Below are 17,473 nucleotides of genomic sequence, written 5' to 3' on the forward strand. Positions count from 1 at the left end.
AAACGATGATCAAACCGATGCTCAAGATCGAGAACCTGCATGCATGGTATGGCGAGAGCCACGTCCTGCACGGGATCAATCTCGAACTGGGCGAGGGGCAGCTGATCACCCTTCTAGGCCGCAACGGCGCGGGTCGTTCGACCACGCTGCGCTCGATCATGGGGATGGTCGATCGCCGCGAAGGCTCGATCAAGATCAATGGCGAGGAGTTCCTGACGAAACCCACGCACAAGATCTCGCCCGATGCGCGGATTGGCTATTGCCCCGAGGAGCGCGGCATCTTCGCCTCGCTTAATGTCGAGGAAAACCTGATGCTTCCGCCGAGCGTGGGCGAGGGCGGCATGTCGGTGGAGGAACTCTTCGAGATGTTCCCGAACCTCGCCAATGTCCGCAAGCGGATGGGCACGCGGCTTTCGGGCGGCGAACAGCAGATGCTGGCCATCGCGCGCATCCTGCGTACCGGCTCGCGGCTGCTGCTGCTCGACGAGATCACCGAGGGTCTTGCGCCCGTGATCGTGAAAACGCTGGGCCGCGTGATCCGCGACCTGAAATCGCGCGGCTATACGATCGTTCTGGTGGAGCAGAACTTCCGCTTCGCCGCCCCGCTCGCCGACCGCCATTACGTCATCGAACATGGCGAGGTGATCGACGTGATCGAAGCCGATCAGGTCGAAGCCTCGATGGACCGGCTGAACCATTACCTGAGCGTGTAACGAGAAACCGGGCCGGGCTCAGGCGCCCGTGACCCGACAGGGAGGACAACCCCGATGGATCCGATGATCCGACTTATTCTTGCCCAGGGGATGCTGGGCCTAAACAACGGCGTGTTCTACGCGATGCTGAGCCTCGGGCTCGCGGTTATCTTCGGCCTCTTGAACGTGGTCAATTTCGCGCATGGCGCGCTCTATATGCTCGGCGCGTTCCTCGCGCTGATCATGTATTCCTATGTCGGTCAGTGGATCGGCATGGCGGACCTGCATATCGGCTTCTGGCCGGCGCTGATCCTCGCGCCGATCCTGGTGGCCTGTTTCGGGATGCTGATCGAGCGCTTCTTGCTGCGCAGGCTCTATAAACTCGACCCGATCTACTCGCTGCTGCTGACCTTCGGGATCACGCTGGTGCTGCAGGGCCTGTTCATCAACTTCTTCAACGCGTCGGGCACGCCCTATCCGGGGATGCCGGAGAGCATGAAGGGCGTGACCAATCTCGGCTTCATGATGTTCCCGAAATACCGCCTCTTCGTGATCGTCTTCTCGATCGTCGTGTGTTTCGTGACCTGGTTCGTGATCGAGCGGACCCGGATCGGCGCACGGCTGCGCGCGGGCACCGAGAACCCCGAGCTGGTGAAAGCCTTCGGGATCAATGTGCCGCTGATGGTGATGCTGACCTTCGGCTTCGGCACCGGCCTTGCGGGTCTCGCAGGGGTGCTGGCGGCACCGATCTACTCGGTCAGCCCGCTGATGGGGGCGAACCTGATCATCGTGATCTTCGCGGTCGTCGTGATCGGCGGCATGGGCTCGATTGCGGGGGCGGTGATTACCGGCTTCTCTCTGGGGCTGATCGAGGGCGTGACCAAGGTCTTCTACGCGCCCGCTGCGAATACGGTGATCTTCCTGTTGATGGTGATCGTGCTTCTTGTGCGCCCGTCGGGCCTCTTCGGACGTCAAGGGTGAGGGTGAAGACATGAGCAATACGACAAGTACGACGAGCGAAATCGGCGAATTTGAACAGGACGACGTCAGCCCCGAGACCCATAAGCGCGGCCGCATGGTGCAGGCGGTGTTCTGGGTGGTGCTGCTGGGCTTCCTCGCAGTCGCCCCGTTCTTCCTCTACCCGGTCTTCGTGATGCAGCTGCTGTGCTTTGCGCTGTTCGCGGCGGCCTTCAACCTGCTGATCGGCTTCACGGGCCTGCTCAGCTTCGGCCATGCCGCCTTCTTCGGGGGCGCGGCCTATGTGGCGGGCCATGTGCTGAAGGTCTGGGGCTTCCCGCCGATCCTCGGCATCATCGCAGGCACGCTCGCAGCCGCTGCGATGGGCTGGGTCGTGGGCTCGCTCGCGATCCGCCGGCAGGGCATCTATTTCGCGATGATCACGCTGGCGCTCGCGCAGATCGTGTATTTCTTCGCGCTGCAAATGCCCTTCACCGGGGGCGAGGATGGCCTGCAGGGCATCCCGCGCGGCAACCTGCTGGGCATCTTCAACCTCAGCGATCCGATCACGATGTATTACTTCGTGGCGGCCGTCTTCATCGTCGGCTTCCTCGCGATCTACCGCATCGTGCATTCGCCCTTCGGTCAGGTGCTGCAGGCGATCCGCGAGAACGAGCCGCGCGCGCTGTCGCTGGGCTATAACGTGGACCGGTTCAAGCTGCTGGCCTTCGTGCTCTCGGCGGGTCTGGCAGGGCTTGCGGGCTCGACCAAGGCGCTGGTGTTCCAGTTCGCCTCGCTGACGGACGCGCATTGGCAGATGTCGGGCGAGGTGATCCTGATGACGCTCTTGGGCGGCATGGGCACGATCTTCGGCCCGGTCGTGGGCGCGTTCATCGTGGTCACGCTGCAGCACTTCCTGTCGGGCATCGGCTCGTGGGTGCAGGTCGTGATCGGCGGCACCTTCATCGCCTGCGTGCTGCTGTTCCGCCGCGGCATCGTCGGCGAGATCGCGCGTCTGCTGCGCATTTCGTCGCTGTAAAACCGGCGTGGCGGGGGCTCTGCCCCCGCGCGTCACGGCCCGCCGCTTGCGCGTCGGGCGTTCGGCGGGGCGTCCTTCCACTGGAAGGCCGCCTTTCCGCCTCACCCCCCCCCGGGATATTTACGCCAAGAGGAAGAGGGCGCTCAGGGTCTGGGCGCGCGCAGGGCGTGCGGGTTCACCGTCGCCCAGTCCGGCCAATATCCCAGCTTTTCAATGACAACGATCGCGATCACGGCAAGCGCCACGACGGCCACGATCTTCACCTGCGTCATCGACGGCGGGCGACGTGCCCACCGCGCCATGCGCAGCAGCCACGTGTAATTCACGAAGCATCCTCGGTGAAACGCACCTTGCCGATGAAGGGCAGGTTGCGATTGCGCTGCGCGAAGTCGATCCCGTAGCCCACGACGAATTCGTCGGGGATCTCGAAGCCGGTCCAGGTCGCGCGCACATCGACCTCGCGGCGCGACGGCTTGTCGAGCAGCGCACAACATTCGATCCGCCCCGGTTTGCGCGCGCGCAGCATCCCCATCACGTGGTGCAGAGTGAAGCCGGTATCGACGATATCCTCGACCACCAGCACGTCGCGGCCTTCGATGCCTGCGCGCAGGTCCTTGAGGATGCGCACCTCGCGCGAACTGGTCATCGCGTCGCCGTAGCTCGACGCCTCAAGGAAATCGACCTCCACCGGCAGGTCGATTTCGCGCACCAGATCGGCGATGAACACGAAGGAGCCGCGCAAGAGCCCCACCACCACCAGCTTGTCGGTGCCCTTGAATGTCCGGGTGATCTCGGCGGCCAATTCCTCGACCCGGGCCGCGATCTGCTTGGCCGAAATCATCTGGTCGATCACATAGGGGCGCTGCGTCATGATGTCGGGCCTCGAAACGGGTTGTAGGGCTTGAACTCGGGCTTAGCTTTAGCGCATCAAGAGGCGCAAGAAAACGGGAGAGACATGCCTAAGCATCACGAGAACCGGGTCATGCCCTATAGCGCGCAACAGATCTACGATCTGGTGGCCGATGTGGGGAGCTATCCGAAATTCCTGCCGTGGAATTCGGCAGCCCGCGTGCGCTCGCGCGAGGAGCGCCCGGACGGCTCGATCCTGATGCTGGCCGATCTGGTGATCTCGTTCAAAGTGTTCCGCGAGAAGTTCGGCTCGCGCGTGGTGCTGCATCCCGAGGAGCACCATATCGAGACCGAATATCTCGACGGGCCGTTCAAATACATGCACAGCCATTGGCGCATGTCCGATCGCGACGACGGCTCCTGCGAGGTCGATTTCCACGTCGATTTCGAGTTCAAGAACGCGATCCTGCAGGGCGTGATCGGGGTCGTCTTCAACGAGGCGATGCAGCGGATCGTGCGCGCTTTCGAGAAGCGCGCCGAGGAGCTGTACGGGCCGAAGGGCTGAGGGCATCTCAGCTCAAGTGCCACGAAAAAGGCCGCCCGTCGGGGCGGCCATTTCCATTTCGGGTCAAACCCCTGCGATCAGGAGTTCATGTCATAAGCACGCTCGCCATGGGTCGACAGGTCCAGCCCGTTGGTCTCGTGCTCGTCGCTGACGCGCAGCGGGAAGACCAACCGCACCAGCATCGCCAGAACCCAGCTGCCCGCGACGGTGAAGATACCGACGACGGCCAGCGCGCCGAGTTGGGCGACAAAGCTGCCATGCCCGAACACCGCGATCATGATCGTGCCGAAGATGCCGCCCACGCCGTGGACCGCGAAGACGTCGAGGCTGTCATCGACATGCAGCTTCTCGCGGATCAGCACGACGAATTCCTGACAGATGATCCCGGCGGCGAAGCCGATCACCAGTGCCTCAATCGGACCCACGAAGCCCGAGGCGGGGGTGATCGAGGCGAGGCCTGCGATCGTGCCGGTCACGAGGCCCACCATCGAGGCGCGACCGAACTTGATGCGCTCCCACAGCGCCCAGCTGAGCGAGGCGGCGGCGGCGGAGATATGGGTGACGGTGATCGCCATGCCGGCCACGCCATCGGCCGCCAGCTCCGAGCCGCCGTTGAAGCCGAACCAGCCGACCCACAGAAGGCCAGCGCCCATCGCGACCATCCCGGGGTTATGCGGCGGCGTGGTGCGCTTCACCCGCGGGCCGATCATCAGCGCCAGCACGAGGGCCGCAAGGCCCGCGGTTTCGTGCACCACGATGCCGCCTGCGAAATCCTTGGTGCCGACCGCGCCCCAGATGCCGCCATCGGACATGATGCCACCGCCCCAGATCCAATGCGCGACCGGCGCATAGATCAGCAGCATCCAAAGGCCGGTGAAGACCATCACGAAGCCATAGTTGATCCGCTCCACGAAGGCGCCGACGATAAGCGCGGGCGTGATGATCGCGAAGGTCATCTGGAAGGCGAAGAAGACGATCTCGGGGATCGAGCCCGACAGCGTGTCCGGCGTGATGCCCAGCAGCGCGAATTTACCCAAGCCGCCCCAGTAGCCGTTGGCGTCCCCGAAGGCGATCGAATAGCCGAACAGCAGCCACAGCACGCTCATCAGCGCCGCGATCGAGAAACATTGCATGAAGATCGACAGCACGTTGCGCGCCCGCACGAGCCCGCCATAAAACAGCGCCAGCCCCGGCAGCGTCATCAGCAAAACCAGCGCCGTCGCCACCATGATCCACGCGGTATCGGCCGCGTTCATCCCCGCTTCCATCTCGACATATCCTCCTCGAAATTCCCTCTGGAGGGCAGGGGCCATAAGCGCCGCGCGCAATAAAGAGACATTTTGCGCAAAACCCGCCTATTCGCGCGTCACTTTTGTAACTGCGCGAAAAATGGGCGATACGGGGTGCGTATGCTTATGACGTGGGCGGTTAGGAGTCAGGCTTGCGCCGCCGACAGCAGCAGGGTGAGCGCGTGATCGCGGGCCGCTTCGCGCACCTTGTCGCGGCCGAGTGCGCCGAATTCGACCGTCTCTACCTGCGTCTCGGCGCCCTCGCGCGCGAGGCCGAAACAGACGCGGCCCTCGGGTTTGAACTCCGATCCGCCCGGTCCCGCGATACCGGTGATCGCGACCGCGATCTGGGCATGGGAGTGGCTCAGCGCGCCCTCGGCCATCTCGCGCGCGACAGGCTCGGAGACCGCGCCGTGGGCGTCGAGGCTTTCGGCGCTGACGCCCAGCATCTCGCGTTTGGCGTCATTGGTGTAGGTGACGAAGCCGCGCTCCACGACCGCAGACGATCCCGGAATGTCGGTGAGGGCTGCGGCGACCATGCCGCCGGTGCAGCTCTCGGCGGTCGCGACCATCAGGCCGCGCGCCTTGCAGGCGTCGAGAACGTCCGACGCGCGGCTCATCCCATCATGCCCAGAAAGACGATGTGGTAGAGGCCTGCGAGGATGATCGACACGATCCCGGCGAAGACCCCGGCCCAGATATCGTCGAGCATCACGCCCGTCGCGTCATGGCGGCGATCGGCGCGGCCCACGAGCCACGGCTTCCAGATGTCGAACAGCCGAAACAGCAGGAATGCCGCGACCGGGCCGGGCCAGACCATGTGCAGATCGACGCCCGTGGAGAGACCGCGCTGCCAGAAGCCGAAGGCGGGGAAGAGGAGCGCCACCCATTGGCCCGCCACCTCGTCGATGACGATTTCGGAGGGGTCGTCGGTGCTGTCGCCCAGCTGCGCGCGCACCGACCAGAAGCCAAGCGCGGTGACGGCGACAGTGGCGATCACCAGCGGGATGAAGCCCAGCCAATGCTCGATCGCCCAGCCGAGCAGCACCGCCACCAGCGAGCCCCAGGTGCCCGGCGCGGGTTTCAGCAAGCCGACAAATCCGACCGTGTTGAGGACGCGCAGCATGGGGTTACTCCTTGATCAGCGTGGCGGTGGCGATGGCGGCGATGCCTTCCTCGCGCCCGGTGAAGCCCAGACGCTCGGAGGTGGTGGCCTTGACCGAGATCCGGCCCGGCTCGATCCCGATGATCCGGGCCAGAGCCTGCGCCATTTCCGCGGCATGCGGGCCGATCTTGGGGCGCTCGCAGATCAGCGTGACATCGGCATTGCCCAGACGGAAGCCCCGCGCTTCGGCCAGTTTCACCGCGTGGTCGAGGAAGATCTCCGACGCGGCGCCTTTCCACTGCGGGTCCGATGGCGGGAAATGCCGTCCGATATCGCCCTCGGCCAGCGCGCCATAGATCGCATCGGTCAGCGCATGCATGCCGACATCGGCGTCGGAATGACCCTTGAGCTTCTTGTCATGCGGCACCGCGACCCCGCAGAGCGTCACATGATCGCCCGGCTCGAATGCGTGCACGTCGTAGCCGTGGCCCAAACGGATATCCATCTTGTCTCCCAACAGTCTCTCGGCCCGGGCGAAATCCTCCGGGTAGGTGATCTTCAGATTGTCTTCCGAGCCGCGCGTGATCGCAACCGAAAGACCGGCCGCACGGGCCACTTCCACGTCATCGGCAGACCCGCCGGGATGGGCGCGGTGCGCACTGAGGATGGCGTCGAACTCGAAACCTTGCGGGGTCTGCGCGCGGTAGAGCCCGTTGCGATCCTGCGTGCCCGTGACCTGACCGTTCTCGCCGGTCCAGAGCGCATCCGACACGGGCAGGGCGGGCGCTGCCGCCTGTGCGCTGTCCAGCGCGTCGAGCACGCCGTCGATCACCGCGCGGCTCACCAGCGGGCGCGCGCCGTCATGGATAAGCACCTTCTCGACGCCCGAGCCCTCGAGCATCTCCAGCGCATTGCGCACCGAGGCATCGCGGGTCGCACCGCCCGCACAAAGCGCGACCTCGCCCTGAAACTGCGCGATGCCGCGCGTCATGTCTTCGGGATGCAGAACGACCACGATCCGCCCGATGCCTTTGAAAGCGGCAACGGTATGGGCGAGCACCGGCTGCCCCGCGAGGCTCTGCCATTGCTTCGGGGTTTCTCCGCCAGCGCGGGTGCCACGCCCGGCGGCGACGATGATGATGGCGTTGCTCATGGCGGCTCCCTGATCGCCCAAGGGCTTAGGCGAAGACGCGGCTCTGCGCAATCGGTGCCGCTGGACGCGATACGTCGCGCGATGTGACAACTGGCCACAGTTAGGTGATTAAAAAATAGGCGGATGCTGATTTTCCCACCTAAAAAGGGGTGGACGCAATTGTGATTCTTTGGTCAAACGCCTAATTCGAAGGAAGACGAGTGACAGGACACCTCCGTGCCGAAGATTTTGGTTCTCGACGACATCACATTGACCCCTCCGGTCTTTCTCGCGCCCATGGCCGGGATCACCGACCTTCCGTTCCGGCGGATGGTGGCGCGTTTCGGCGCGGGTCTTGTCGTGTCCGAGATGGTGGCCTCGGGGGAGATGCTGACCGCGAAACCCTCGGTGCGCGCGAAAGCGCGGGTCGAGATGGGGCTGGAACTGCCGACCTCGGTGCAGCTCGCCGGGCGCGAGCCCGAACCGATGGCGGAGGCCGCAAAGATGGTCGCCGACATGGGCGCGCGGATCATCGACATCAATATGGGCTGTCCGGCCAAGAAGGTGACGGGCGGGGCGTCAGGCTCGGCGCTGATGCGCGATCCCGATCATGCGCTGCGCCTGATCGAGGCGACGGTGGGCGCGGTCGACCTGCCGGTGACGCTGAAGATGCGGCTGGGCTGGTGTGACGACACGCATAACGCGGCCGAGATCGCGCGCCGGGCCGAGGCTGCGGGCGTGAAGATGATCGTCGTGCATGGGCGCACGCGGATGCAGTTCTACAAGGGCAGCGCCGATTGGGAAGCGATTGCCGAGACGGTCGACGCGGTCTCGATCCCGGTGATCGCCAATGGCGACGTGGTCGATGCGAGCTCCGCGCGCGCAGCGCTTGCGCAATCGGGCGCGGCGGGTGTGATGGTCGGTCGCGGGGCGCAGGGCGCGCCGTGGCGGCTGGCTGAAATCGGGCATGAAATCTTTGGATCGCCGAAGCCGCAGGTTCCTTATGGAAATGCGCTTTGCGATTACATTTCAGAGCATTACGAGGCGATCTTGAGTTTCTACGGACGTGATCTCGGGCTGCGTCTCGCGCGCAAGCATCTGGGCTGGTATTGCGAGGCGGCGAATGCGCCGCTGCGCGCCGAGATGATGGTCAGCCAGACGCCGGAGGCGACCTTGTCGCTGATCGAGCGCGCTTTCGGGGAAAGGTGCGCCGCATGAACCTTCCGGCCCCCGGCATCATCTGGACCTCGCTGCCGACCCCGGCTTTGCTGATCGATGGCGATGATCTTGTCGACGAGGTGAACCCCGCCGCCGAGCTGTTCCTTAACCTCTCCGCCAAGGCGCTGAGAGGTAAGGCGATCGGCGAAAGGCTCGCGATTTCCGCGCCTTTGGAGGAAATCTTCTACCGGGTTCGGAAGAACCGCGCCTCGCTCTTCGTTAACGATGTCGAGCTGACGACGGGCGAGAAAGCCCCGGTGCAATGCAATCTGCAAGCCGCCCCCGTGGGCGAAGACCCCGACCGGGTGCTGCTGCTGATCGAGCCGCGCGAGCTGGCTGACCGGTTGGGTCGCGCGAGCCTCGTGAAATCGGCAGCGCGCTCGGCCATCGGCATGGCGGAGATGCTGGCCCATGAGATCAAGAACCCGCTCGCCGGGATTGCCGGGGCGGCTCAGCTTCTGAGCATGAACTTGTCCGGCGAAGACCTTGAATTAACGGACTTAATCGTCGACGAGACACGCCGGATCGTGAAGCTGCTCGAACAGGTCGAACAGTTCGGAAACGTCCGTGCGCCCGAGAAGAAAGCGGTCAATATCCATGACGTGCTCGACCGCGCGCGCAAATCCGCAGGCGTCGGCTTCGGCGCGCATATGACGATCAAGGAGGATTACGATCCTTCGCTGCCGCCGACGCTGGGCGATGCGGATCAATTGACTCAAGTCTTCCTGAACCTGTTGAAGAACGCTGCAGAAGCCTCGGAAGGGAATGGAGAAATCAAGATCCGGACCTTCTACGAACACAGCCTGCGCCTGCGTCGCGCCGATGGATCGGGACAGCCTCTGCCGCTGCAGATCGAGATCATCGACGACGGCCCCGGCATCCCGCCGGAAATCTCCAACGAAATCTTCGAGCCCTTCGTTTCGGGCCGTGAGAACGGCACGGGGCTTGGTCTCGCGCTTGTCTCGAAGATCATCAACGATCACGACGGCTGGGTCACGCTCGACTCGGTCCCGGGAAAGACCCGGTTTCGCATTTCACTTCCCGTTGCGCCAAAGGAGGCCTGATCCATGGACGGCACCGTACTTGTCGCGGATGACGATCGCACAATCCGCACCGTTCTGACCCAGGCCCTGACCCGGGCGGGCTGTAAGGTTCATGCCACTGCTTCGCTGGTAACGCTGATGCGTTGGGTCGAAGAGGGCAAAGGCGACTTGGTGATCTCGGACGTGATCATGCCTGACGGTAACGGGCTGGAGGCGCTGCCGAAAATCTCCGAGGAGCGCCCGGGTTTGCCGGTCATCGTGATCTCTGCGCAGAACACGATCATGACCGCGATCCAGGCAGCCGAGGCCGAGGCTTACGACTATCTGCCCAAACCGTTCGATCTGCCGGACCTGATGAAGCGCGCGCAAAAGGCGCTGGAGCAGAAGCGCCGTAGCCCGATCGCCCCGCGCGAGATCGAAGGCGGCGGCGATGCGGGCGATTTGCCTCTGGTCGGGCGGACGCCGGCGATGCAGGAGCTTTATCGGCTTGTCGCACGGGTGATGAATGCCGATCTCGCGGTGCTGATCGCGGGTGAGAGCGGCACCGGCAAGTCCCTGATCGCGAAAGCTATTCATGACTTCTCGGATCGCCGCACGCTGCCCTTCGTGGTGGCACAGGCGGGCGATCTGCAGGGTGCGGACGGCCCGGCGGCGCTGGTGGCGAAAGCCAAGGGCGGCTCGCTCGTCTTCGACGAGGTTGGCGATTACGACGACGACACGCAAGCGCGGATCGTGCGGATGCTCGACGCGCTGCCCGATCCCGCGCCGCGGATCATGGCCACGACGCAGATCGACCTCGCGGGGCTGATGGAGGCGGGCAAGTTCCGTCAGGACCTGTTCTACCGGCTGGGCGGCGTGACGCTGAACGTGCCGAGCCTGCGCGAGCGGGTCGAGGATATCCCGCTTCTGGCCGAGCATTTCCTTGCCCGCGCCGAGCGCGACGGGCTGGGCCTGCGCCGCTTCACGCCCGAGGCTCTGCAACTCGTGCGCGCCTATTCCTGGCCCGGCAACGTGCGCCAGCTGGAGAACACGATCCGCCGTCTTGCGGTGACCTCGCCCGAGGAAGAGATCACCCGCGCCGAGGCGGAATTCGTGCTGGGCAACCAGCCCGCGATCGAGCCGCTGCGCCAAGGCGGCGAGGGCGAGAAGCTCTCGGCCTCCATCGCGCGGCATCTGCGGCGCTACTTCGACCTTCATGGCGGCACGCTTCCGCCTCCGGGCCTTTACGACCGGATTTTGAAGGAAATGGAGGCGCCGCTGATCGAAATCGCGCTCGATGCGACCGGTGGCAACCAAGCCAGATGTGCCGATCTGCTCGGCATCAACCGCAATACGTTGCGTAAAAAGATCACCGATCTTGATATTCAGGTGACACGCCGCCGCAAACTGATGTAAACCCGCAACAGGGGCCTGTGGCTTTTCCGTTCACACGGATTCGCGAGCCACGGTCTGGAATGAAGGGGGCATTAGTGCAGGGCAGCACGGCATATCGCTCAGGCTGGGACCGTTTGGCGCGCTTTCGCCGCCAGAAGCGGGTGCGCAACCTGTTTACCTTCGGTCTGGTCGTTTTGGGCCCGGCGCTCGCGATTGCGACCTTCATAGTCCTTGGCCCCTTGGGACAGGGGGCGGACAGCACCGCGCTGCGCCTGATCCTGCTCGCCGATTTCGTCTATTTTCTGCTGCTCGCCGGTCTGATCCTGATGCGGCTGGTGCAGATCATCGCCGCAAGGCGCGCGCATTCCGCCGGATCGCGGCTGACCCTGCGCCTCACTGGCGTTTTCGCGGGCATCGCGCTGGTGCCGACAATCCTCGTCGCGGTCTTCGCTTTCCTTACCGTGAATATCGGTCTCGAGGGCTGGTTCTCGGATCGCGTGCGCTCGGTCGTGGGCACGTCGCTTCAGGCCGCCGAGGCGTATCAGTCCGAGCATAAGCGCGATCTTGTGCAGGATAGCCGGGCGCTCGCGAATTTCCTCAATCTGCGGCGGCAGGCCTCGACCTTCATGTCGGATGGCGAACTGCGCGAATTGCTGATCACCGGGCAGGCGGGCATCCAGCGCGGCGTGAAAGAGGCCTATGTGATCGACGGCACGGGCCGGATCGTGGCCCGCGGCGATCGCTCCTATCTCTTTGATTACGAAGAACCTTCCCCGCGCGACATTGTCGAGGCGCAGAAGGGAGAGACGGTGCTGATCGAGGATTGGCCGAACTCGGAACTGCGCGCGCTGATCCGGCTCGATGCCTTCGTGGACCGCTATCTCTATATCTCGCGCAAGGTGGACGGGCAGATCCTCGCGCTCTTGGACAAGACGCGCGAGACGGTGACGCTCTATCAGCAATTGGAGAGCGCGCGCGGCCGGGTGATCTTTGAGTTCGGGCTGCTCTATTTCGGCTTTGCGCTGATCCTAATCCTCGCCGCGCTCTGGATGGGGCTGTGGTTCGCCGAGCGCCTGTCGCGCCCCATCGGGCGGCTTGCCGCTGCGGCAGAGCGCGTCGGCTCGGGCGATCTGGATGCGCGGGTCATCGAGGCCGAGGGCGACGACGAAATCGCGACCCTCGGCGAGGCGTTCAACCGGATGACCGGGCAGTTGAAGGGCCAACGCATGGCCCTGATCGAGAACCACCGCGAGACCGAGGAACGTCGGCGGATGTTCGATTCCGTGCTGTCCTCGGTGACTTCCGGGGTGATCGGGCTGGATGCGGACGGGCGGATAGACTTCGTGAACCGGGCGGCGATGACTTTGCTGGCGCTCGATAGTGCGCGTGACAATGCCCGCGAACTCTCCACCGCCGTTCCGGAATTCGTCGGACTTTACAATCGCTTGCAGGACGGTCTTAACGAGGTCGCGCAAGAGGAAATCCGGGTTTCGCGCGGTGGGCGGCTGGAAAGCCTGCTGGTGCGCATGGCGGTGCGGCGCAACGATCTGGGCACGCCCGAGGGCTATGTCGTGGCCTTCGAGGATGTGACCGATTTGGTCTCGGCGCAGCGGATGGCGGCGTGGGGCGACGTGGCCCGGCGCATCGCGCATGAGATCAAGAACCCGCTCACACCGATCCAGCTCTCGGCCGAGCGGATCAAGCGCAAATTCGGCAAGATGACCGAGGGCGAAGATCTCGAGACGCTCAATCAGCTCACCGGCGTGATTGTGCGGCAAACCAATGACTTGCGGCGCATTGTTGACGAGTTTTCGCGCTTCGCCCGGATGCCGGAACCCGACCGCGCCGATCACGATCTGGCGCAGCTCGTGCGCGACGCCGCGACCCTGCAGCAAGACAGCCTGCATGGCGCGAAACTGGTGACGGATGTCCCGAGCGAGCCGGTGATTGTCGAACTGGACGCGACGATGATCTCGCAAGCGGTGACGAACCTTGTGAAGAACGCAGGCGAAGCGATTGAATCCTATACGGAAAAAGGGGACGTGGAAGAAGGCTTCGCGCCCGAGGTTCGCCTCGATATGCAGGTCGCGCCCGAGCATGTGACGATCCATATCGCGGACAACGGGATCGGCCTGCCGCCCGATCGCTCGCGGCTGTTCGAGCCTTACGTGACGACGCGCGAGAAAGGCACCGGGCTGGGCCTTCCCATCGTCAAGAAGATCATTGAGGAACATGGTGGAACGCTGACCCTGAGCGATGCGCCCGCCTTTGCAGAGGGTGCCCATCGCGGGGCGCTCGCCGAAATCAGGCTCCCACGCGCCCGAGCAGCGCTCAGAGCCATCAAGGAGAGGGGCGAAGCCCCCGGGGAAGTGACATGAGCGACATTCTGATCGTCGACGACGAGAAAGACATCCGCGAGCTGATCGCCGACATCCTGCGCGACGAAGGCTTCAAGACACGCCTCGCGGCGAATTCCAACGAGTGCATGGACGAGATCAACGCGCAGGAACCGGCGCTGATGATCCTCGATATCTGGCTGAAGGACAGCAAGATGGACGGGATCGACATCCTCAAGACGGTCAAGCGCGACAACCCGGACGTGCCGGTGATCATCATCTCGGGCCACGGCAATATCGAGATCGCGGTGGCCGCGATCAAGCAGGGCGCCTACGACTTCATCGAGAAGCCCTTCAACATCGACCAGCTGATGGTGGTGATCTCGCGCGCGATGGAGACGGCGCGGCTGCGGCGCGAGAACTCGACGCTCAAGCGCCGCGACATGTCCTCGGGCGAGATGATCGGCGACTCGGCTGCGTTCCGGCGGCTGAAGGATCAGCTCGACAAGGTGACCAAGTCCAATGGCCGGGTGATGCTGACGGGCGAGCCGGGCTCGGGCAAGGAGATGGCCGCGCGCTATATCCACCAGTTCTCGACCCGTGCGGCGGGGCCGTTCATCACCGTGAATTCCGCTTCGATCGAGCCCGACCGGATGGAAGAGGTGCTGTTCGGGCGCGAAACCCCCGAGCGTGGTGTCGAGAAGGGGCTGCTGGAGCAGGCCCATGGCGGCGTGATCTATTTCGACGAGGTGGCGGAGATGCCGCTCGGCACGCAGTCGAAAATCCTGCGCGTTCTGACCGAGCAGCAATTCTTGCGCGTCGGCGGGGCCGACAAGGTCCGCGTCGATCTGCGGGTGATCTCGTCGACGACCCGCGATCTGATGACGCAGATCCGCGAGGGGCTTTTCCGGCAGGAGCTCTACGACCGGCTGAACGTCGTGCCGATCGAGGTGCCGCCGCTCTCGGAGCGTCGCGAGGACGTGCCGCTTCTGGCCGATCATTTCTTGCGCGGCTTCAACGAGACCCAGGGCCTGCCGCTGCGTGAAATCTCGGAAGAGGCTGCGGCGCTGATGCAGACGATGGATTGGCCGGGCAATGTCCGCCAGCTGCGCAACGTGATCGAGCGGGTGCTGATCCTCGGTGAAGGCACGGGCGCGATCGAGGCGCGCGAGCTGCCCGGTCAGGAAGGCCCGGCGGATGAGGGGCGCATCGTTCTGGGCGGCGCGCTCGCCACGCTGCCTTTGCGCGAGGCGCGCGAGCTGTTCGAGCGCGAATACCTGCTCACCCAGATCAACCGCTTCGGCGGCAACATCTCGCGGACCGCGAATTTCGTCGGCATGGAGCGCTCGGCATTGCACCGCAAACTCAAATCGCTCGGCGTCGTCACCACGAACAAGGCGGGCACCCGCGTCGCCCAATTCGACGGCGGCGAGGAGTAACGAAAAACGCGCGCCTCCTTGCGGGGCGCGCGTTTGTTTTCGGCTTGGAAGAAATATCCCGGGGTGAGCCCGGAACGGGCGAGGGGCAGAGCCCCTCGTTTTTATTTCTCCGGCAAGAGCCCGCGTGGGCTGAAGCGCAGCACCATCAGCAGGATGATCCCCATCACCAGCATCCGCATATGCGGGGCCGACTGGATCAGGTGATCCTTGAGCCCGCCATCGGGGAAGGGTGCGGCCAGCGCGCCCATGATATCCGGGCCCCAGTCGCCTGCCTTGACCCAGACATACCAGATCAGCACACCGCCGAGGATCGAGCCCCAGTTGTTGCCCGAGCCGCCCACGATCACCATTACGAGGATCAGGAAGGTGTAGCGCAGCGGGTTGTAGGAGGTCGGCGTCATCTGCCCGTCGAGCGAGATCATCATCGCGCCCGCAAGACCGATCACCGCCGAGCCCAGCACGAAGATCTGCAGGTGGCGGCGGGTGACGTTCTTGCCCATTGCCGCAGCCGAGATCTCGTTGTCGCGGATCGCGCGCATCATCCGGCCCCAGGGCGATTTCAGCGACATCTCGGTCAGCCAGATCAGTGCGAGGATGACGATCACGAACAGGACGAGGAAGGCCAGCTTCACCGCGATGGTGGAGCCCAGCTGCGGGTCGAGACCCCAAGCTTGCATCTGCGCGACGAAATCGGGCGAGTTCTGCAGGTCGATCTCGTAGGGTACCGGCCAGGGGCGCGGGATGCCGTTGACGTTCAGCACGCCCCGGTCGAGCCATTGCTCGTTCTTCAGGATCGCGACGATGATCTCTGCAATGCCGAGCGTGGCGATCGCGAGGTAATCCGAGCGCAGGCCGAGGGCCGTCTTGCCGACCAGCCACGCAGCCCCTGCGGCCAGAACCGCGCCCACGGGCCAGGAGATCAGCGTCGGCAGGCCCAGCCCGCCGAGGTTGCCCTGTGCCGAGGGGTTGATCGCCTCGATCACCTCGACCGCCGGATCGAACAGCCAGCGATAGGTGAAAAAGCCGACGATCAGCACGGCGGTCACGGCGAGGCCGCGCGTCTTGCCGCGCAGGTTGCGCCAGATCCAGACCGCCGCCAGCACCGCGACGATGGCCACGAAGAAGGCCGCCATGATGCCCGGACCGCCGCCCGAGAAGGCCCCGGGGGTGGGCGGCATGGAGATCAGCACCGGGGCGAGGCCGCCAAGCGCGAGGAAGCCCATCGCGCCCGCGTTGAACAGCCCCGCATAGCCCCATTGCATGTTCACGCCGAGCGCCATGATCGCCGACAGAAGCCCCATGTTGAGAATGCCGAGCGCCGAGTTCCAGCCGGAGGTGAAGCCCTCGAGCAGGATGAGCGCGGCCATGATGGCGAAGAAGAGGGGGGCGCGGAGACGGCTAGTCTCGCCAGCCTGACGATTGCTGCTCATACGATTTTCCCCTTGAAGAGGCCGGTCGGCTTGAAGATCAGGACGAGGATCAGGATCGTGAAGCTGACTGCGTATTTGTAATCGGTGGAGAGAAGCTGAACGAGGCCGTCCGGCTCCCAGCTCGGGACCAGATAGGTCGCAACCTTCTTCCATGCGTAGGTGAGGCCCACTTCCGAGAAGGAGATCACGAAGCCGCCTGCGATCGCGCCCACCGGGTTGCCGATGCCGCCGACGATGGCCGAGGCGAAGATCGGTAGCAGAAGCTGGAAATAGGTGAAGGCTTTGAACGACTTGTCGAGCCCATAGAGCGTGCCTGCGATGGTCGCGAGCGCGCCGGTGATGATCCAGGTGACCGCCACGACCTTGTTCGGGTCGATGCCCGACAGCAGCGCCAGATCCTCGTTATCGGAAAACGCGCGCATGGACTTGCCGGTGCGCGTCTTGCCGAGGAACCAGAACAGCGCGGCCACGGTGATGATCGCGGTGACGACAGTGATGACCTGGGTCGAGCGCAGCGTCAGCGGCTCGTGCAGTCCCGTCATGTCGCGCCATTGCCGGGCGTTGATGACGAAGCGGGTGCCGTCGTCGAAGTTGATCTGGTCGACGCCGATCAGGAAGCGCGTGAGCGCGTTCATCACGAACATCACGCCGACCGAGACCATGACCATGACCACGGGCGCGGCCCTGACTTTTCGGTAATATTGGTAAACGACCTTGTCCGTCCCGAGCATCAGCGCCGCGGTGACTGCGATGCCGAAGGGCAGGGCGAGAAGGGCGGTCGGCAGCGGGCCGAAGCTGATCCCCATCGCCTGAAAGCCCCAGGTGATCAGGATCACGACCCCGGTGCCGAAGGCCATCGTGTCGCCATGGGCGAAGTTGGAAAACCGCAGGATCGAGTAGATCAGCGTGACCCCGAGCGCGCCGAGCGCGAGCTGCGCGCCATAGGCGGTGGCGGGGATGATGACGTAATTGGTAACCGCGACAAGCGCGTTGATGAGTTCCATT

The 17,473-nt window shown here is 64.3% G+C and carries 17 protein-coding genes; 9 read left to right on the forward strand and 8 right to left on the reverse strand.

The annotated features are described in order from the left end of the window. Positions 1 to 5 precede the first annotated feature (5 nt). The 3 genes from BMI89_RS11370 to BMI89_RS11380 all read left to right on the forward strand — a co-directional run bounded on the left by BMI89_RS11370 (position 6) and on the right by BMI89_RS11380 (position 2,688). The gene (locus BMI89_RS11370) at positions 6 to 713 is read left to right on the forward strand and encodes an ABC transporter ATP-binding protein (RefSeq protein ID WP_198453301.1); all 708 of its coding nucleotides are present in this window, start codon (positions 6 to 8) and stop codon (positions 711 to 713) included. A 63-nt stretch (positions 714 to 776) separates the two neighbouring features. After that, positions 777 to 1,673 (forward strand): branched-chain amino acid ABC transporter permease, encoded by an 897-nt coding sequence (locus BMI89_RS11375; protein WP_246831903.1) that lies wholly within the window; start codon positions 777 to 779, stop codon positions 1,671 to 1,673. Between the two features lie 94 nt (positions 1,674 to 1,767). After that, on the forward strand, positions 1,768 to 2,688 hold the full coding sequence (locus BMI89_RS11380; protein ID WP_078521040.1) for a branched-chain amino acid ABC transporter permease: 921 nt from the start codon (positions 1,768 to 1,770) through the stop codon (positions 2,686 to 2,688). Between the two features lie 143 nt (positions 2,689 to 2,831). Here the strand turns inward: BMI89_RS11380 and BMI89_RS11385 are convergent, their stop codons facing one another. Beyond that, positions 2,832 to 3,014, reverse strand: a complete 183-nt coding sequence (locus BMI89_RS11385; protein ID WP_078571002.1) for a hypothetical protein — start codon at positions 3,012 to 3,014, stop codon at positions 2,832 to 2,834. Continuing rightward, positions 3,011 to 3,559: a hypoxanthine phosphoribosyltransferase gene (hpt, locus tag BMI89_RS11390; protein ID WP_078520791.1), complete on the reverse strand. Its 549-nt coding sequence runs from the start codon at positions 3,557 to 3,559 to the stop codon at positions 3,011 to 3,013. The genes BMI89_RS11385 and hpt overlap by 4 nt, the downstream gene beginning before the upstream one ends. Before the next feature lie 84 nt (positions 3,560 to 3,643). Here hpt and BMI89_RS11395 point away from each other — a divergent pair, with 84 nt between their 5' ends. Then, positions 3,644 to 4,102, forward strand: a complete 459-nt coding sequence (locus tag BMI89_RS11395; RefSeq protein WP_078550191.1) for a type II toxin-antitoxin system RatA family toxin — start codon at positions 3,644 to 3,646, stop codon at positions 4,100 to 4,102. 77 nt (positions 4,103 to 4,179) lie between these two features. Here the strand turns inward: BMI89_RS11395 and BMI89_RS11400 are convergent, their stop codons facing one another. The 4 genes from BMI89_RS11400 to BMI89_RS11415 form a co-directional block, all read right to left on the reverse strand. Continuing rightward, positions 4,180 to 5,358 carry an ammonium transporter gene (locus tag BMI89_RS11400; protein WP_078571088.1) on the reverse strand — a complete coding sequence of 393 codons (1,179 nt, stop codon included), beginning with the start codon at positions 5,356 to 5,358 and terminating at the stop codon, positions 4,180 to 4,182. A 179-nt stretch (positions 5,359 to 5,537) separates the two neighbouring features. Continuing rightward, the gene (locus BMI89_RS11405) at positions 5,538 to 6,011 is read right to left on the reverse strand and encodes a CinA family protein (RefSeq protein WP_078571003.1); all 474 of its coding nucleotides are present in this window, start codon (positions 6,009 to 6,011) and stop codon (positions 5,538 to 5,540) included. After that, the gene (locus BMI89_RS11410) at positions 6,008 to 6,517 is read right to left on the reverse strand and encodes a phosphatidylglycerophosphatase A (protein WP_078571004.1); all 510 of its coding nucleotides are present in this window, start codon (positions 6,515 to 6,517) and stop codon (positions 6,008 to 6,010) included. Before BMI89_RS11410 ends, BMI89_RS11405 begins: the two co-directional genes overlap by 4 nt. 4 nt (positions 6,518 to 6,521) lie before the next feature. Next, positions 6,522 to 7,649 carry a bifunctional 2-C-methyl-D-erythritol 4-phosphate cytidylyltransferase/2-C-methyl-D-erythritol 2,4-cyclodiphosphate synthase gene (locus tag BMI89_RS11415; RefSeq protein ID WP_078571005.1) on the reverse strand — a complete coding sequence of 376 codons (1,128 nt, stop codon included), beginning with the start codon at positions 7,647 to 7,649 and terminating at the stop codon, positions 6,522 to 6,524. Positions 7,650 to 7,865: 216 nt separating this feature from the next. Between BMI89_RS11415 and dusB the strand changes: the two genes are divergently transcribed. From dusB to BMI89_RS11440, 5 genes are read left to right on the forward strand one after another with little or no spacing between them, the layout of a single operon-like run. Further along, entirely contained in the window at positions 7,866 to 8,846 is a 981-nt protein-coding gene (gene dusB / locus BMI89_RS11420) for a tRNA dihydrouridine synthase DusB (RefSeq protein ID WP_281478276.1), read from the forward strand. After that, the gene (locus BMI89_RS11425) at positions 8,843 to 9,910 is read left to right on the forward strand and encodes an ATP-binding protein (RefSeq protein ID WP_078520786.1); all 1,068 of its coding nucleotides are present in this window, start codon (positions 8,843 to 8,845) and stop codon (positions 9,908 to 9,910) included. Before dusB ends, BMI89_RS11425 begins: the two co-directional genes overlap by 4 nt. Before the next feature lie 3 nt (positions 9,911 to 9,913). Beyond that, positions 9,914 to 11,284: a response regulator gene (locus BMI89_RS11430; RefSeq protein ID WP_078520785.1), complete on the forward strand. Its 1,371-nt coding sequence runs from the start codon at positions 9,914 to 9,916 to the stop codon at positions 11,282 to 11,284. 59 nt (positions 11,285 to 11,343) lie between these two features. Beyond that, a complete protein-coding gene (locus BMI89_RS11435; protein WP_078571006.1) occupies positions 11,344 to 13,641 on the forward strand; it encodes a PAS domain-containing sensor histidine kinase in 2,298 nt (765 codons plus the stop codon). Then, entirely contained in the window at positions 13,638 to 15,038 is a 1,401-nt protein-coding gene (locus BMI89_RS11440; RefSeq protein ID WP_078571007.1) for a sigma-54 dependent transcriptional regulator, read from the forward strand. The genes BMI89_RS11435 and BMI89_RS11440 overlap by 4 nt, the downstream gene beginning before the upstream one ends. A 101-nt stretch (positions 15,039 to 15,139) precedes the next feature. Here BMI89_RS11440 and BMI89_RS11445 read toward each other — a convergent pair whose 3' ends face one another. Both BMI89_RS11445 and BMI89_RS11450 read right to left on the reverse strand, forming a co-directional pair. Beyond that, complete coding sequence (locus BMI89_RS11445; RefSeq protein ID WP_078571008.1) at positions 15,140 to 16,468, reverse strand: branched-chain amino acid ABC transporter permease; 1,329 nt, start codon at positions 16,466 to 16,468, stop codon at positions 15,140 to 15,142. Further along, entirely contained in the window at positions 16,465 to 17,472 is a 1,008-nt protein-coding gene (locus tag BMI89_RS11450) for a branched-chain amino acid ABC transporter permease (RefSeq protein WP_078550208.1), read from the reverse strand. Before BMI89_RS11450 ends, BMI89_RS11445 begins: the two co-directional genes overlap by 4 nt. Between the last annotated feature and the right edge of the window lies 1 nt (position 17,473).

Source organism: Thioclava sp. F36-7 (assembly GCF_002020075.1).
Lineage (GTDB): Bacteria > Pseudomonadota > Alphaproteobacteria > Rhodobacterales > Rhodobacteraceae > Thioclava > Thioclava sediminum.

Bases quoted from the DNA above. Each gene is read 5' to 3' on its own strand.
- BMI89_RS11445 (WP_078571008.1), bottom strand. From the start codon at position 16,468: ATGAGCAGCAATCGTCAGGCTGGCGAGACTAGCCGTCTCCGCGCCCCC.
- BMI89_RS11400 (WP_078571088.1), bottom strand. From the start codon at position 5,358: ATGAACGCGGCCGATACCGCGTGGATCATGGTGGCGACGGCGCTGGTT.
- BMI89_RS11415 (WP_078571005.1), bottom strand. From the start codon at position 7,649: ATGAGCAACGCCATCATCATCGTCGCCGCCGGGCGTGGCACCCGCGCT.
- BMI89_RS11395 (WP_078550191.1), top strand. From the start codon at position 3,644: ATGCCTAAGCATCACGAGAACCGGGTCATGCCCTATAGCGCGCAACAG.
- BMI89_RS11410 (WP_078571004.1), bottom strand. From the start codon at position 6,517: ATGCTGCGCGTCCTCAACACGGTCGGATTTGTCGGCTTGCTGAAACCC.
- BMI89_RS11440 (WP_078571007.1), top strand. From the start codon at position 13,638: ATGAGCGACATTCTGATCGTCGACGACGAGAAAGACATCCGCGAGCTG.
- BMI89_RS11405 (WP_078571003.1), bottom strand. From the start codon at position 6,011: ATGAGCCGCGCGTCGGACGTTCTCGACGCCTGCAAGGCGCGCGGCCTG.
- BMI89_RS11380 (WP_078521040.1), top strand. From the start codon at position 1,768: ATGGTGCAGGCGGTGTTCTGGGTGGTGCTGCTGGGCTTCCTCGCAGTC.
- BMI89_RS11375 (WP_246831903.1), top strand. From the start codon at position 777: ATGATCCGACTTATTCTTGCCCAGGGGATGCTGGGCCTAAACAACGGC.
- BMI89_RS11425 (WP_078520786.1), top strand. From the start codon at position 8,843: ATGAACCTTCCGGCCCCCGGCATCATCTGGACCTCGCTGCCGACCCCG.
- BMI89_RS11430 (WP_078520785.1), top strand. From the start codon at position 9,914: ATGGACGGCACCGTACTTGTCGCGGATGACGATCGCACAATCCGCACC.
- BMI89_RS11450 (WP_078550208.1), bottom strand. From the start codon at position 17,472: ATGGAACTCATCAACGCGCTTGTCGCGGTTACCAATTACGTCATCATC.
- hpt (WP_078520791.1), bottom strand. From the start codon at position 3,559: ATGACGCAGCGCCCCTATGTGATCGACCAGATGATTTCGGCCAAGCAG.
- BMI89_RS11370 (WP_198453301.1), top strand. From the start codon at position 6: ATGATCAAACCGATGCTCAAGATCGAGAACCTGCATGCATGGTATGGC.
- BMI89_RS11435 (WP_078571006.1), top strand. From the start codon at position 11,344: ATGAAGGGGGCATTAGTGCAGGGCAGCACGGCATATCGCTCAGGCTGG.